Source organism: Bradyrhizobium sp. 155, assembly GCF_023101105.1.
Classification (GTDB): Bacteria; Pseudomonadota; Alphaproteobacteria; order Rhizobiales; family Xanthobacteraceae; genus Bradyrhizobium; species Bradyrhizobium canariense_D.
In genome coordinates, this window is the sequence record NZ_CP064704.1 from 1,613,175 (window position 1) to 1,629,039 (window position 15,865).

Annotated in this window: 14 protein-coding genes and 1 pseudogene; 14 read left to right on the plus strand and 1 reads right to left on the minus strand. The window is 63.5% G+C overall.

Going from position 1 to position 15,865, the window contains the following annotated elements:
- Positions 1-66: 66 nt before the first annotated feature.
- The 7 genes from IVA93_RS07945 to IVA93_RS07975 all read left to right on the plus strand — a co-directional run bounded on the left by IVA93_RS07945 (position 67) and on the right by IVA93_RS07975 (position 7,494).
- Positions 67-876: a FadR/GntR family transcriptional regulator gene (locus IVA93_RS07945; RefSeq protein WP_026232647.1), complete on the plus strand. Its 810-nt coding sequence runs from the start codon at positions 67-69 to the stop codon at positions 874-876.
- A 105-nt stretch (positions 877-981) separates the two neighbouring features.
- Positions 982-1,941 carry a sialic acid TRAP transporter substrate-binding protein SiaP gene (locus IVA93_RS07950; protein WP_018453999.1) on the plus strand — a complete coding sequence of 320 codons (960 nt, stop codon included), beginning with the start codon at positions 982-984 and terminating at the stop codon, positions 1,939-1,941.
- 136 nt (positions 1,942-2,077) lie between these two features.
- A complete protein-coding gene (locus IVA93_RS07955) occupies positions 2,078-2,656 on the plus strand; it encodes a TRAP transporter small permease (protein WP_018454000.1) in 579 nt (192 codons plus the stop codon).
- A gap of 4 nt (positions 2,657-2,660) precedes the next feature.
- A complete protein-coding gene (locus IVA93_RS07960) occupies positions 2,661-4,067 on the plus strand; it encodes a TRAP transporter large permease (protein WP_018454001.1) in 1,407 nt (468 codons plus the stop codon).
- Positions 4,064-5,113, plus strand: a complete 1,050-nt coding sequence (locus IVA93_RS07965; RefSeq protein WP_018454002.1) for an L-idonate 5-dehydrogenase — start codon at positions 4,064-4,066, stop codon at positions 5,111-5,113. Before IVA93_RS07960 ends, IVA93_RS07965 begins: the two co-directional genes overlap by 4 nt.
- A gap of 15 nt (positions 5,114-5,128) precedes the next feature.
- Positions 5,129-6,319 carry a mannonate dehydratase gene (gene uxuA / locus IVA93_RS07970; RefSeq protein WP_018454003.1) on the plus strand — a complete coding sequence of 397 codons (1,191 nt, stop codon included), beginning with the start codon at positions 5,129-5,131 and terminating at the stop codon, positions 6,317-6,319.
- Positions 6,320-6,582: 263 nt separating this feature from the next.
- Positions 6,583-7,494 carry a lipase family protein gene (locus IVA93_RS07975; protein WP_018454004.1) on the plus strand — a complete coding sequence of 304 codons (912 nt, stop codon included), beginning with the start codon at positions 6,583-6,585 and terminating at the stop codon, positions 7,492-7,494.
- 57 nt (positions 7,495-7,551) lie between these two features.
- Here IVA93_RS07975 and IVA93_RS07980 read toward each other — a convergent pair whose 3' ends face one another.
- Positions 7,552-8,490, minus strand: coding sequence for a LysR family transcriptional regulator (locus IVA93_RS07980; protein ID WP_018454005.1), 939 nt, complete (start codon positions 8,488-8,490; stop codon positions 7,552-7,554).
- Between the two features lie 210 nt (positions 8,491-8,700).
- On the opposite strand from IVA93_RS07980, the gene IVA93_RS07985 reads away from it, so the two are divergent.
- The 7 genes and pseudogenes from IVA93_RS07985 to IVA93_RS08015 all read left to right on the plus strand — a co-directional run.
- Positions 8,701-9,783 carry an ABC transporter ATP-binding protein gene (locus tag IVA93_RS07985; RefSeq protein ID WP_018454006.1) on the plus strand — a complete coding sequence of 361 codons (1,083 nt, stop codon included), beginning with the start codon at positions 8,701-8,703 and terminating at the stop codon, positions 9,781-9,783.
- 36 nt (positions 9,784-9,819) lie between these two features.
- Positions 9,820-10,536 carry an HAD family hydrolase gene (locus IVA93_RS07990; protein WP_018454007.1) on the plus strand — a complete coding sequence of 239 codons (717 nt, stop codon included), beginning with the start codon at positions 9,820-9,822 and terminating at the stop codon, positions 10,534-10,536.
- Positions 10,537-10,551: 15 nt separating this feature from the next.
- A complete protein-coding gene (locus IVA93_RS07995) occupies positions 10,552-11,859 on the plus strand; it encodes an NAD(P)/FAD-dependent oxidoreductase (RefSeq protein ID WP_247453881.1) in 1,308 nt (435 codons plus the stop codon).
- Between the two features lie 22 nt (positions 11,860-11,881).
- Positions 11,882-12,931, plus strand: coding sequence for an ABC transporter substrate-binding protein (locus tag IVA93_RS08000; protein ID WP_018454009.1), 1,050 nt, complete (start codon positions 11,882-11,884; stop codon positions 12,929-12,931).
- Between the two features lie 72 nt (positions 12,932-13,003).
- Entirely contained in the window at positions 13,004-13,816 is an 813-nt protein-coding gene (locus tag IVA93_RS08005) for an ABC transporter permease (RefSeq protein WP_524536866.1), read from the plus strand.
- Entirely contained in the window at positions 13,813-14,598 is a 786-nt protein-coding gene (locus tag IVA93_RS08010) for an ABC transporter permease (protein ID WP_018454011.1), read from the plus strand. The genes IVA93_RS08005 and IVA93_RS08010 overlap by 4 nt, the downstream gene beginning before the upstream one ends.
- 159 nt (positions 14,599-14,757) lie before the next feature.
- Positions 14,758-15,747, plus strand: a pseudogene (locus IVA93_RS08015) (IS30 family transposase); the annotation flags it as partial.
- Between the last annotated feature and the right edge of the window lie 118 nt (positions 15,748-15,865).

The window sequence follows — 15,865 nt, forward strand, 5'->3', positions numbered from 1 at the left end:
ATTTTCCAAAATTGGCGGGCCGCGGGCAGCGAGAGCTGCCGGCATGACCCTTTCGGGAGGACCAGCGTGCCACTGGAAGCTGTGGAGGCGAGACGGCTTTATCGCCAAGTCGCCGATCAATTGCGAAGCCTGATCGACAGCGGTGAGTACGCGGTCGGCAGCCGCTTGCCGACCGAGCGCGAACTCGCCGAGCAGCTCAAGATATCCAGGCCGACGGTGCGCGAAGCCCTGATCGCGCTCGAAGTCGAGGGCCGCCTTCGTATCCGCGTCGGTTCCGGCATCTATGTGATCGAGCCTGCGGCGGTTGCGGCGACCGCGCCTGCTTCCGTCATCGAGGGCCCGTTCGAGCTGTTGCGTGCCCGCGAGTTCCTGGAAAGCGCCATCGCCGAAGAAGCCGCGCGCGTGGCGACGAAGGACGACCTTGCCCGCATCGATGCGTCCCTTGTCGCGATGGAGAATGTAGAACACCCCGGCGAAGCCTCGATGGTCCACGACCGCGCCTTCCACGTCGCGATCGCCGGAAGCCTCGGCAATGCCGTTCTGGTGCGCGTGGTCGGCGAGTTGTTCGACCAGCGCCTCAATCCCTATTTCGCGCAGCTTGCGCATTATTTCGAGAGCCCGGGCACGTGGCGCACTGCACTCGACGAGCATCGCGCGGTGCGCGACGCGATCGCGGCGCATGATTCCGGGGCCGCGCGCGAAGCCATGCGCGATCATCTCGCGAGATCCCAGGAGCGCTTTGCGCAGAACTTCGGAGCCGAGAGCGCGGCAGGACCGTCCTCCGGGCGCGCGGCGCGATCGACGGCAAAACCGACAAAACCGGAACGTGCGCCGAAGAAGAAGCGAGCTGCGAGCAGCAGCGCGCGACCGCGATGAGATCGTGCGGCCCGCACCCGCGTTTGGGGGCGGGCGGACAAGAAGCGGATTTAAAAGAAGCAGACTTGAAAAAGGGAGGAAAAGTCAGTGTTGAAAAAGATGACAATGGTGCTGGCGGTCTCGGCCGCGGCGATGATTGCTACGGCTGGCGCCGGCATGGCGCAGACCAAGCTCAAATGGGCCCATGTCTACGAGACCTCGGAGCCCTTCCACACTGCTTCGGTCTGGGCCGCGCAGGAGATCGGCAAGCGCACCAACGGGCGCTATGCGATCGACGTCTATCCAGCGTCGCAGCTCGGCAAGGAGGCCGACATCAACCAGGGCCTTTCGCTCGGTTCGGTCGACATCATCATCTCCGGCTCGAGCTTCGCGGCCAAGAGCTTTCCGCCGATCGGCGTGACCTATTATCCCTACACCTTCCGCGATGCCGATCATCTGCTCGCCTACACCAAGAGCGACATCTTCAAGGAGCTCACCAAGGGTTATGAGGACAAGAGCGGCCACCACATCGTCGCGGTGACCTATTACGGCGTGCGCCAGACCTCGTCGAACAAGCCGATCAAGACCTGTGCCGACCTCAAGGGTCTGAAGATGCGCGTGCCCGATGTGCCCGCCTATCTCGCTATGCCGCGCGCCTGCGGCGCCAACACCGCGCCGATCGCGTTCGCCGAAGTCTATCTGGCGCTCCAGAACGGTACCGTCGAAGCCCAGGAGAATCCGCTCACCACGATCGAGGCCAAGAAGTTCTACGAGGTGCAGAAGCACATCGTGCTGACCGGCCACATCGTCGACCATCTCAACACGGTGGTGGCCGGTGCGCTCTGGAAGAAGCTCAGCGACGAGGACAAGAAGACCTTCACCGACGTCGCGCAGGAGGCCGCCGCCAAGGCGACCGCGGAGATCAAACAGAACGAGGCCAAGCTGGTCGCCTTCTTCAAGGAGAAGGGCCTGACCGTCACCGAGGTCGACAAGAGCGAGTTCCGCGACACCGTGCTGAAGAACGTCGCGTTCGAGACCTTCGGCTACCGCAAGGCCGACTGGGAACGCATTCAGGCGGTGAAGTAATGACGTAGTCGCCATCCCGGGGCGGTCCGCTGGACCGAACTACGGTGTGCAATTGCGCACCTGAAAATCTCGAGGTTCCGGGTCTGGTGCTGACGCACCATCCCGGAACGACGTGATCAGTTTGAGGAGCACACCCATGTCCACCGCCGAAACGCACCGGCAGATCACCGCGGACGAGATCGCCCACACCTTCGAGGAAGAGGCGACGCCCAAGGTCGATCTCGGCATCTACGCTTTTGAGGACTGGGTCGCGCTGGCGATCTTCTGGGTGATGGCGCTCGCCGTCTTCCTCCAGTTCTTCACCCGTTACGTCCTCAACGACAGCTACGCCTGGACCGAGGAGATCGCGACCTACTGCCTGATCGGCGTGGTCTTCATCGGCTCCTCGATGTGCGTGCGGCTGTCGCGGCACATCCAGGTCGACCTGCTCTATCGCTATCTTCCGCACCTTGTGGCGCGCGCATTGTCGACAGTGATCGATCTGATCCGGATCGTCTTCTTCGGTTACGCCATCAAGCTGGTCTGGGTCTACATCCAGATCATCGGCGACGAATCCATGACCACCATCAATCTTCCCAAGGACTACGTCTATTACGCCGTGCTGGCGGGCTTCGTGCTGATGTTCGTCCGCTCGGTGCAAGTGGCCATACAACATTTGCGGCAGGGCTACTCGATCCTCGAACGTCCCGGCGCCTACGACGGCTTTGAAGGGTAATTCCATGTTGCTGTTGCTTGGAGGCTTCCTCATCCTCATGCTGCTCGGCGTTCCCGTGGCCATCGCCATGGCGGCGTCGTCGCTGCTCTACATCCTGGTCAGCGGCGTGACGCCCGACGTCACGCTGGCGCAGCGCATGATCGCCGGTATCGAGAGCTTTCCGCTGCTCGCCGTGCCGTTCTTCATCCTGGCCGGCAATCTGATGAACATCGCCGGCGTCACCGGGCGCATCTACAAATTCGCCGTCGCGCTGGTCGGCTGGATGCGCGGCGGCCTCGGCCACGTCAATATCATTGGCTCGGTGATCTTCTCCGGCATGTCTGGCACCGCGATCGCGGATGCCGCCGGTCTCGGTACCATCGAGATCAAGGCGATGAAGGACCACGGCTACTCCACGGAATTCTCCGTGGGCGTCACCGCGGCCTCCGCCACGCTCGGGCCGATCATCCCGCCGTCGCTGCCTTTCGTGATCTACGGCATGATGGCCAACGTCTCGATCGGCGCGCTGTTTCTGGGGGGCGTCATTCCAGGCGTCGTGCTGACGCTCCTGATGATGGCCACCGTCACCTACTTCGCGCACAAGAACAAATGGGGCAGCGATACGCCGTTCTCCTGGCCGCAATTGGGATCGGCAGGGCTTGAGATCCTCGTCGTATTGAGCTTCCCGATGGCTGTCTGGCTTCTGACGGTCGCCGGTCTCTCCACCAATTGGGCAGTTGGTCTCGGCCTGTTCGCGCTGCTCGCGATCGACTGGTACTTCGACTTCTCCGCGGTGATGGCGCTGATGGCGCCGGTGATCCTGATCGGCGGCATGACGCTCGGCTGGTTCACCCCAACGGAAGCCGCGGTCGCCGCCGTGATCTGGTCGCTGTTCCTCGGCCTGGTACGCTACCGCACCATGACGATGAAAACGGTCGCGAAAGCGACTTTCGACACCATCGAGACCACGGCTTCGGTGCTGTTCATCGTCACGGCAGCCTCGATCTTCGCCTGGCTGCTGACGGTGTCGCAGGCAGCCCAGATGCTGTCGGACTGGATGCTCAGCATCACCCACAACAAATGGGTGTTCCTGGCGCTCGCCAACGTCCTGATCCTGTTCGTCGGCTGCTTCATCGACACCACGGCGGCGATCACCATTCTGGTGCCGATCCTGTTGCCGATCGTGCTCAAGCTCGGCATCGACCCGATCCATTTCGGTCTGATCATGACGCTGAACCTGATGATCGGTCTGCTGCATCCGCCGCTCGGCATGGTGTTGTTCGTGCTCGCGCGCGTCGCAAAGCTCTCGGTCGAGCGCACGACGGTGGCGATCCTGCCGTGGCTGGTGCCGCTGATGGTTGCGCTGATCGCAATCACCTACATCCCCGAACTGACCCTCTGGCTGCCGAAATACATGGGACTTTCCAAATGACCTCAACTGCTCTCGCCGCAACCCTGTTTGGCCCCGAAGATCTGCGCATGGTCGAGCATCCGCTCGACAAGCTCGCTGAAGGCATGGTGCGCCTCCGTTTCGGCGCCGGCGGCATCTGCGGCTCGGACATGCATTATTTCCGTCATGCCCGCACCGGCGATTTCGTCGTGAAATCGCCGCTAGTGCTCGGTCACGAAATTTCAGGCGAGGTCGTGGAGATCGCGGGCTCCGCGGCGAACCTGAAGCTCGGCGACCGTGTCGCCGTCAACCCGTCGCGCTGGTGCGGCCATTGCGTCGCTTGCCGCGAAGGCCGGCAAAACCTCTGCGAGAATATCTACTTCATGGGCTCGGCCTCGAAGACACCGCACATGCAGGGCGGCTTTGCCAACTATTTCGACGCGATCCCGGCACAGTGCGTGAAGATTCCCGATCATGTGTCCTATCAGGCCGCGGCGCTCGCCGAACCGCTCGCGGTCTGCCTGCACGCCGTCGCGCGTGCCGGCAACATCGATGGCAAGCGCGGCATCATCTTCGGCGCCGGTCCGATCGGGCTTCTGACCATGCTCGCCGCGCGCCGCGCCGGCATGACCGACATCACGGTGGCCGACATCGCGCCGGCGCCGCTGGCCTTTGCGACCCGGCTCGGCGCCTCTCACGTCGAGAATGTCGCAGCCGGCGAGGAAGGCCTGAAGGCGCAGGCCGCCTCGCGCCCCTACGATGTCGCTTTCGAAGTCTCGGGCACGGCTGCAGGCCTTGCCAGTGCGATCGGTATCGTCAGGCGCGGCGGCGTTGTGGTGCAGATCGGCAATTTGCCGGGTGGCCAGATTCCGGTGCCGGCCAATGCGGTGATGGCCAAGGAGATCGACCTGCGCGGCTCGTTCCGCTTCGGGCTCGAGTTCATGACGGCGGTGGAGCTGATCGCGGACGGCAGCGTCGACGTGCTGTCGCTGGTCACCGCCGAGCGGCCGCTGTCCACCGCGCCGGACGCGCTGCTGCTGGCGCTCGACCGCTCGCAGAGCGTCAAGGTCGTGCTGACCGCGAACTGATCCGGGAGAATTCCTATGATGCTCGAGGGATGGCGCTGGTATGGGCCGGACGATCCGGTCTCGCTGGATGATGTCAGGCAGGCCGGCGCGAGCGACATCGTCTCGGCGCTGCATCAGGTGCCGATCGGCGAAGCCTGGACACGCAAGGCGGTCGAGGAGCGCAAGAACTTCATCGAGAGCGGCCAACCCGGGCGCTCGCGGCTGACCTGGTCGGTGGTGGAATCGATTCCGATCCCCGACGACGTCAAGCGTCTCGGGGCTAAAGCGACGCGCTCGATCGAGACATGGATCGCCAGCCTGGAGGCGGTTGCCGCGGCCGGCATCAAGATCATCTGCTACAACTTCATGCCCGTCGTGGATTGGTGCCGCACCGATCTCGAATGGGAGCTGCCGAACGGCGCCCGCGCCATGCGCTTCGATCAAGACCGTTTCGCGGCCTTCGAGCTGCACATCCTGAAGCGTCCCGCCGCCGTCCAGGAATACTCGCCCGAGCAGCAGGCCCGCGCGAAAAAACTGTTCGAGCAGATGAGCCAGGCAGATATCGACTATCTCGTCATGGTCATCGCCAGCGCGCTGCCGGGCTCGACCACCGAGCCGATGACCATCCCGCAATTCCGCGATCGGCTCGAAACATATCGCGACGTCACGCCAAAAATCCTGCGGCAGCATCTCGCCGAGTTTTTGGGCCGCGTCACCCCCGTCGCCGAGCAGCTCGGGGTCTCATTGACGCTGCATCCGGACGACCCGCCGCGCCCGCTGTTCGGTCTGCCGCGCGTCGCGTCCAGCGCCGATGACTATCAGGCGTTGTTCGATGCGGTGCCGTCAAAGGCGAATGGTATCTGCCTGTGCACGGGGTCGCTTGGCGTGCGCGCCGAGAACAATCTTCCCGCGATGGCCGAACGCTTCGGCCCGCGCATTGCCTTTGCGCATCTGCGCGCGACCAAGCGCGAGGCGGATGGCCTGTCCTTCTACGAGTCCGATCATCTCGACGGTGACGTCGACATGGTCTCGGTGCTGAAGGCGCTGCTGAAGGAGAACGCGCGGCGTTCGCCCGGCCAGAAAATTGTGTTCCGGCCCGACCACGGCCATCGCATGCTCGACGATCTCGCGGCCACCAAGCGCACCAATCCGGGCTACACCGCGATTGGCCGCCTCCGCGGCCTGGCCGAGCTCCGCGGCGCGATCCGCGCGATCGAGCATCGATAGAGGCCAAAACTTTATCCATACCGTCATTGCGAGCGTAGCGAACCAAACCAGAATTCCTCCGCGGAAGGACTCTGGATTGGTTCGCGACGCTCGCAATGACGCGGAGGGAGAGGTGCCTCGTCTCAACCTTGTCCCCTTAGGCGCAAAGGCAGAATACGTCCCGGGCACGCGCACAGATTGTCAAAATTCCAGCCATATGCGAAGGTAGCGTCATTCCGTTTTCGATCGACGCATTGCAGCAATAAGCCATTTAGGAGCTTGATGTGAGCATTCTGGTCGAACTTCCTCCCGATCAATATGACCGACGGGCATTTGCAAAATTCAACGAGACATCAACCGGCTTTGATCTCGACATCGCTCGCGCGATGATGTGGATGTCGCAACTCGCCTACGAGACCCATGTGCCGGACACGATCAACAGGGTCTCTCCTTTCTGGGATCTGTCCGGCGTCAAGTTGCTGAGCCAGCCGGCGCATTCGACGCTGCCGCTGACCGACACGCGCGGGATCATCACGAGCAAGGGTGACGCAACCATTGTCGCCTTCGCCGGCACCGACCCGCTTCATCTCCTGAACTGGGTCAGCGATTTCACGCTTGGCCGACCGAAGGCGCCCGTGCACCAGGGGTTCGTCGATGCGGCGGCGGCCGTGTGGGACGACGTGAAGAGCGCACTGGCGGCAGCGCTGGCGCGCAAATCACCGATCTTCATCACTGGGCACAGCCTCGGCGCCGCGATCGCGGTGGCAACGGCGGACTTCGCGCGGGAGCAGCTCCAGCTCGCGGATGCGCAGATCTATCTTTACGGTTGTCCGCGCGTGGGCCGCGACGATTTCGTCGCCCTCTACAACGGTACGTTCGGCAGGACGACCTATCGTCTCGTGCACGGCACCGACATCGTCCCGACCGTGCCTCCGCCCGGGCTTGGCTTTCATCACGTCGGCCGTTATCTCGCCTGTGCACGCGGCGCCAAATTCAGCGCCAGCCAGCTCACGACGAATGTTGGTTCGGATGAGCCAATGGCGAATGCTGGAATTGGTGAGCAGGTCCGCAATCTCCTCAGCGGCGTATCCGAGAACACGCGGACGGATGTCGTCGGCAGGCTCACGGTGCTGCTGCCGGCAGGGATCGGCGATCACCTGCCCGATCGTTACTGTGCCGCGCTGACACCCGCCTAGACTCCGGTTTTGATGCGTTTTCTTCACGTGAACCGGTCCACTTCGCCCGAAAACGCTCTAGTAGCAAGCCGCCATCGCGCCGAGCTTCGGATAGAGCCGGTCGATCGCGGCGATCTCGCTTTTCATCTGCGCGGTGATCCAGTCGCGGATCTCGGCGGCGATGGGACGCATCGGCCGGTTGCGCGGTGGCAGGAATTCGCAGATGCGGCGTGTGGTGGTGAGCGTGTCGGAGGCGGGCACCAGCGCGCCGGTCAACAGCCAGTGCGAGGCGACCGTCAGCCAACCGAGCGCGATGCCCTGGCCGAGCAGGGCGGCCTGCATCACGACGGCATAGTCCGTGAAGCTCAGCGCCTTGGCCGCACCGCGGCGCCCGGTGAGAAGCGATGCGTAATCCGCGGCCCAGTCGCCCGGCGTCTCGGCGAGCCGAATGATGGTGTTGCCTTCGGCGGGATCGGTTTCGCCGAGATAGGCAGGGCTGCACATCGGCAGCATGACCTCCTTCATCACCAGCGTGCCACCGGATGACGGCTCCTCGCGATCGCGGAAGCGCATGCCGAGGTCGACATTCTCCACTGGTCCGCGCAGCGCGCCGGAGATCAGCTGAAAGCGCAAATCGACCTGAGGAAATTGCTTCTGCAGCTTGTCGATGCGCGGCATCAGCCAATGCGTGGTGAAGGCGGAGGAGACCGACAGTGTCACCGTCTCGGTGCCCTTCCGGCGCCGCTCGATCTCGACCAGCCCGCTTTCGATGCTGCGAAAGCCTTCGAGCACGCGGCGATACAAGAGTTCGCCTTCCTCAGTGAGCACCGCGCGTCCCGCCTTGCGGTCGGATAGGCGAACGCCGAGATGGTCCTCGAACTGACCCAGCATCCGGCTCACCGCAGGCTGGGTGACGTTCAGTTCGGCGGCCGCCGCCGTGAAGCTGCCATTGCGCGCCGCTGCGTCGAAGACGAACAGGGCGTTACTTGAGGGCAGCATCCGGCGCAGCTCGGGCATAACACCATGTTATGACCCAGGTGAGAATTTGGCAATTGCCGAGTTTTGCCAAGTCTGGTGTCATTGGCGTCATAGCCAAAAGACAGGGCCTGCGAGCGAAGATGTTGGTGCGGTGCACGCTTCGACCAGGAGTGCTCAAATTCCTGTCTATAAAGCAGGCTTATGGCGCGCAGTGAAGCACGCCGGCTCAGGACATGGCGAGGTCGATCGTTGGACAAACGAGCGGAAAGCGTCGAGATCAGATCCGCGAGCAAGGCCTATGGCGCCGTTCGTGCCCTCGACGACGTGTCCCTCAATGTCGCCGCCGGCGAGTTCGTCTCGCTGCTGGGCCCCTCCGGGTCCGGCAAGACCACATTGCTCGGCATCCTCGGCGGCTTCATCCTGCCATCGAGCGGAACGATCCTGTTCGGCGGCCGCGACGTCACCTGGATGCCGCCGCACAAGCGCGACATCGGCGTCGTGTTCCAGAACTACGCGCTGTTCCCGCATATGAGCGTCGGCGAGAATGTTGCCTTTCCCTTGCGCGCGCGACGGCTGCCGAAGGCGGCCTGGCCGGATAAGGTGCGCGCGGCGCTTTCGATGGTCGGTCTTGCCGGCTACGAAGAGCGCGGTATCGCGCAACTCTCCGGCGGCCAGCGCCAGCGCGTGGCGCTCGCACGCGCCATGATCTTCGAGCCGCGGCTGATCCTGATGGACGAACCGCTGTCCGCGCTCGACAAGCAACTGCGCGAATCCATGCAGATCGAGCTGCGCGCGCTGCACAAGCGCATCGGCGCCACCATCATCTACGTCACCCACGATCAGCGCGAAGCGCTGACCATGAGCGACCGCGTCGCCGTGATGAAGGACGGCAGGCTGATCCAGATCGACGCGCCCGAGCGCCTGCACGATCATCCCGCGGATTCCTTCGTCGCGAGTTTCATTGGCGAGGCCACGATGCTTCCCGTGCGACGCGTCGATGCCTCCGGCGTTGCGCTCGGCAATGTGCTTCTGCGCAGCGCCCGCGCCATTCCCGACGGGGACGCGCTGATGCTCGCCGTGCACAGCGAAAAACTGCTGATCGACGATGGTGCGCCGGACACCGCCTGCAATCGGCTCACCGGCACGGTCACCGACATCGTCTATCAGGGCGAGAGCCTGCGCATCTTCCTGGCGCTCGCCGATGGCATCGTGCTCAGCCTGCGCCAGGCGAGCTATCACCAGGCCTACAGCCGCATCCCGCCGCTGGGCGGCAGCCTTACCGTGACCCTTCACCCCGAGGACACCATCGTCGTGCCCAGGGTGAGGGACTGAACCCAAGCCTTGTCCAACCGAGAGAAGAAGCCAAAAATGTCGTCAGCAGCCTCGTTCAGCAATTTCAAGGTTCTCACCTTCGACGTCGTCGGCACCTTGATCGATTTCGAGACCGGCGTGCTCTCCGCGGTGCGCCGGATCTCGGGCAAGTCGCCGGCCGAGCTCAGCGACGACAAGATCTTCGAATCCTACAAGCGCGGTCGCGACAAGCACCACGAGCGGTCGAGCGAGGTGATGTTCCATGTCTATCGCTATCTTGCCAAGGAACTCGGGCTGCAGGCCGATGACGCCTCCTGCGACGTGTTCCAGCTCGCGGTGCTGCGCTGGGGACCGTTCCCAGACTCGGTCGAGGCTCTGAAGCGCCTGAGAACCAAATTCCGCCTGGTCGCGATGACCAATGCCGACCGCGTCGCGCTGTCCTGTTACGCGCACGCGCTCGGCAATCCCTTCGACGATACCGTTTGCGCCGACGAGACTGGCGTTGCGAAACCCGATCCGGAGTTTTTCGCCTACAACAAGGGCCGCCAGTCCGCTTTCGGCTACAAGCAGTCCGATATCCTTCACGTCGCGCAGAGCCAGTATCACGACATCGGGATTGCGCGGAAACTCGGCTACAAGGTGTGCTGGATCGAGCGCCGCCAGGGCATGGCCGGTTTCGGAGGCACACCGGCCGTGGAGACGCTGACCAAGCCGGACTTCCATTTTCCGACGTTGAAGGCGCTTGCCGATGCGGCCATCGGGCCGGCGGCGTAAGGCATGAGCGGTGGCATGACACGGGACTGGAAGGCGCTGCCGTCGGCCAACTCGCTGTGGGCCGCCACGGCCGAGCCGGCGCGCGAGTTTCCGGTCGTGTCAGGCGAGCACCAGGCGGATGTGGTGATCATCGGTGCGGGCTACACGGGCCTGTCTGCTGCGCACCACATCGCCAAAAGCGGTTTGTCGCCGATCGTACTCGAGGCCAACCGCGCGGGCTGGGGCGCGAGTGGACGCAATGGCGGCGTGATCACCGCAAAGTTCCGCCTCTCGTTCCGCGAGATCGACGCCGTGCACGGCCGCGCCATGGCGCAGCGCATGTACGGGATCGCGCATGAATCCACTGATACCGTCGAGGAGCTGGTCTCCGAATTTGGCATCACCAGTGCCGCGTTGACGCGCACCGGCCAGGTCAAGGCCGCTCACAACGAGACGACCCTGAAGGCCGCGATCGACGAGGCCAACTGGATGAAGCGCGAGATGGGGGATGCGGAGGTCCGCATCCTCGACAAGGGGCAAGTGCGCGACGAGACCGGCTCCGACATCTTCGTCGGCGGCGTGCTCAATCCCGGCTCCGGCGGCATCCATCCGCTGAATTATCTGCGCGGCCTTGCCGATGGCGTGGCGCGCCGCGGCATCCCGATTTTCCAGGAGTCGCCGGTCGTAAGGCTCCGCCGCGACAACAGCGGCATCGTCGCTGAAACGCCGCAAGGCGCAGTGCGGGCAAAGCAGGCGATCATCGCCACCAACAGCTATTCCGACCTCACCGGCGCGACCGCGAGCATGCAGCGCACGCTGATCCCGTTCCGCAGCGCCATCATCGCGACCGACAGGCTGCCGCGCAACCTCGCGGGAAGCCTGATGCCGACCGGGCGCACCTACACCGAGACCAAGCGCATGATGCGTTGGTTCCGCATGGTCGACAATCGTGTGATTTTTGGCGGCCGCGGCGCCTTCGGCAAGCAGGATTCGGAAACCGCTTTCGACGCGTTGCGCAAGGCGATGGTCGGAATCTTTCCCGACCTTGCCGAGGTCCCGCTCGCCTACAAATGGTCGGGCCTGGTCGGGATGACGTTGGACTCGGTGCCGCATATCGGCCGGCTCGACGACCGCACGCTGTTCTCGATGGGCTACAACGGCGCGGGCGTGGCGATGTCGAGCCTGATGGGCCGCTATCTCGCCGCCTTTGTGCGCGGCGAGACGCCAGAGGTCGGGCTGCTCGACGCGAGGCGATTGAAAGCCATCCCGTTCTATCCGTTGCGCGAGCCCGCCGTGCGCATGGTCGCCGGCTGGTACCAGTTTCTCGATGCGATCGGACAGTGACATTTATCTGGAGGAGGCGAGGATGAATACGAATCGGATTTTTGGACTTGGCTACACGCTGGTTGGTGCGATCGCGATAAGCGGCACGGCTGCCAGGGCTGCCGAACAGATCACCTTCGTCTCGCAAGGCGGCGCCTATCAGCAGGCGCAGACGGTGGCGATCCTCGATCCCACGGCGAAGAAGCTCGGCATCACAATCAACCAAGATTCGATTCCCGACGCCTGGCCTGCGATCAAGACGCAAGTCGGCAGCGGCAAGCCGATCTGGGACGTCGTGGATACTCCGACCGGCAACTGCCTGCGTGGGGGCGAGCAGGGGCTGATCGAGAAGCTCGACTTCTCGAAGATCCCGAATGGCGCCGCGATGCCGGAGTCCTATCGCAGCCCCTATTCGGTTTCCTACGAGTTCTATTCCAGCGTACTGGCCTACAGCCAGAAGACCTTTCCGAAGGACGCGCCGAACAGCTGGGCCGATTTCTGGGACGTCAAGAAATTTCCCGGGCGCCGCGCACTGCGCAACCACCCGTTCGCGACGCTCGAGGCGGCACTGATGGCCGACGGCGTCGCGCCCGACAAGCTCTATCCGCTCGACGTCGACCGGGCCTTCAAGAAGCTGGAAGAGATCAAGCCGCACATCACGGTGTGGTGGACCTCCGGCGCACAGTCGGCGCAACTGCTCAACGACGGCGAGGTCGACATGGAGATGGCCTGGAATGGCCGTGTCAGTGCGGTCGCGAAGGAAGGCGCCAAGGTCGCCTTCACCTACAACCAGGGCGTTTTACAAAGCACCTCGCTCTGCATCCTCAAGGGCGCGCCGAATCTCGAGACGGCCGTCAAGTTTCTCAACGAGGCCGTCGATCCCGTGCACCAGGCCAATCTGCCGCTGCATATCGACTATGGTCCGGGAAATCCAAAGGCGTTTGAGACCAACGTGATCAAGCCCGAGCGCGCCGCGCAATTGCCTAGCGAACCGGCCAATGCGGCGAAACAGGCGCTGATGTCCTACGCCTGGTGGTCCTCGCCGGCGGGCGAAGCCGCCGAGAAGCGTTGGGCGTCGTTCATGCAGAAGTAGGCGAAGCGGGCCGCGTCGATGACATCCGTGCCGGATCCCTCCCAAAAGCATCAGCGTCGCGAACACGGCCTGATGCTGGCATTGGTGTCGCCGGCGCTGCTGGTGATCTTGGCTCTGATCGTGCTGCCGGTCGGCTGGCTCGCCTGGCAGTCGATCTACCATGACGGCTTCACGCTGGAGAATTATCGCCGCGTCTTCACCGAAGACATCTACTGGCGCAGCTTTGCGCTGACCTTCGAGATCAGCCTCGTGGTCACGGGAATCGCGCTGCTGCTTGGCTATCCCGTGGCCTACCTCGCCAACTCGGTGCCGAGACGATGGAGCATTCTCATCCTGTCGCTGGTCGTGCTGCCATTCTGGACCAGCGTGCTGGTGCGGGCCTATGCCTGGCTGGCGCTGCTCCAGCGTACCGGCGTGATCAACCAGCTTTTGCGTTATCTCGAGGTGACGAGCGAACCGCTCGCGCTGGTGCACAACACCTTCGGCACGGTGGTTGCGACGGTACACATCCTCTTGCCGTTCATGGTGCTGCCGCTCTACGCCACCATGCAGAAGATCCCGTCCGACCTCATGCAGGCCGGCGCCAGCCTGGGAGCGAGCCCGTCGCTCACCTTCGTCCGCGTCTTCCTGCCGCTGTCTCTGCCGGGCGTGCTGGCAGGCTGCACCATGGTGTTCGTGCTCTGCCTCGGTTTTTACATCACGCCGGAACTGCTCGGCGGCGGCCGCACGGTGATGGTGTCGATGCTGGTGAGCCGCAATGTCGAGCTCTACAACCAGTTCGGCGCGGCGAGCGCAGTCGCCGTCGTGCTGCTCTTAAGCGTGCTCGCGATCTTCTTCGTCGTCAGCCGCTTCATCTCGCTCGATCGCATATTGGGGCAGAAATGACGCGATTGTCACCCGCCCGGATCGCCCTCTATGTGATCAGCGCGCTGGTGCTGGTCTACCTGATCCTGCCGGTGCTGATCATCGCGCCGATCTCCTTCTCCAGCGCGCGTTTTCTGACCTTTCCGCCACCGTCGTTCTCGCTGCGCTGGTATCAGCAGTATTTCTCCAACGCGGCCTGGATGCAGGCGACGCGGGTAACGCTGACGGTCGCGCTCCTTACCGTGCTTATCGCAACGCCGCTCGGCGTCTCCGCCGCCTATGCCATCAGCCAGTCGAAGCTGCGGATCATGCGGCTGATCCACATGATGCTGCTGTTGCCGCTGGTGGTGCCGATCATCATCACTGCGGTGGGGATCTTCTTCCTCTATGCCAAAATCGGCTTGGTCGCGACGCTGCCGGGCCTGGTGCTCGCCAATGTGATGCTGGGGCTGCCTTACGTGATCATTTCGGTGCTGGCGGGCTTGCAGAGTTTCGATCCGGCGCAGGAGATGGTCGCACGCAGCCTCGGCATGAATCGCCTGCGTAGCTTCTTCGCGGTGACCTTGCCGCAGATCAAGTCCAGCGTGGTCGCAGGCGGCATCTTCGCCTTCATCTCGGCGATGGACGAGACCATCGTCGCGCTTTTCATCTCCGGCGGCCAGTATCAGCCGCTGACCAAGCGCATGTTCACCGCCCTCCGCGACGAGATCGACCCGACCATCGCCGCCATCTCGACGCTGATGACGGCGGCCTCCTTCGTGCTGGTACTGCTGGCGAGCGCGCGGCAGAAAAAGGGCGGGTGATTTTTGTTCATCGTCCTGGCGAAAGCCAGGACCCATTACCCCCAAGAAGATCTTGCTGCGCGAGCTGGCAATCCCGAATCTTCGCCAAACTGCGTTTGGTGGTTATGGGTCCCCTGAGTTCACAAACGAAGTGCAACACTTCCATCTGGAGGTGTTGCCATGGGGCGGACTTACAAACAGCTCTCCCTTGACGATCGATGCGAGATTGCCCGCCTTTCGGCCAATGGCGGCTCGGTCGGGCAAATCGCGGCAGCTTTGGATCGGCCGCCATCAACGATCTCTCGGGAGCTGAGGCGGAACCGTGGCAGGCAAGTCGGCTACAAGCCAAGCTATGCTCAGCAGCAGACCCGGGCGCGGCGCTGGAAGGGCTCTCGCCTCGAGCGGGACGCCAGCTTGCGCCGCGAGGTCTTGGCAGGCTTGAGCCGCGGTTGGTCACCCGAACAGGTCGCAGGCAGGCTGGCCCGGGAACGTGGCCGTAGGGTGATCTCCTGCGAGAGCATCTACCGCTTCATCTACGCCCAGATCACACGCACGACGGACTTCACCTGGCGGCGCTATCTGCCTCGAGGCAAGAGCAAGCGAGGCCACCGCGGCAAACGAGGCGGGAGCCCCGCAAGCTTCATCGAAGGCCGTGTTTCGCTGGCAGAACGGCCTGCCGAGGTCGCCGATCGCAAAGTCCCGGGCCACTGGGAAGCCGATCTGATGATGTTCTCCAAATACCGGCAGGCCATCCTGGCCGTCCACGAGCGAACCTCGCGCCTGCTGCTCGCCGTTCCCATCGAACGCAAGTTCGCCGCCGGTATCGCTAGCCATCTCGTACGCCTGTTCAAAGCCGTACCGGAGGCACTGCGCCGTACCGTCACCTTCGACAACGGCACCGAGTTCGCCGCCCACCTTTCCTTGCAGAGCCTCTTGATGAAGACCTTCTTCTGCGACCCGCACGCGCCGTGGCAAAAGGGCGGCATCGAGAACGCCATCGGCCGCTTGCGCCGCTTCATCCCCCGAAAGACCGACCTCGAAAAGCTCCCAACCAGGCGCTTCCGTCAGTCCATTGCCGCCTACAACAACACCCCGCGCAAATGCCTTGACTTCAGAACCCCGGCAGAGGCCTTCTCCTCTCAACTGTTGCACTTCGAGTGTGAATCCACCTCCTGGCCTTCGCCAGGACGACACCGAACGCTTGGCACGAACCTCGCCGTCTCACGCTTTCGCCGCCAGCCACGCCAAAATCATCTCCACGATCTGTGCCCTGCTGTTTGCGGCACGT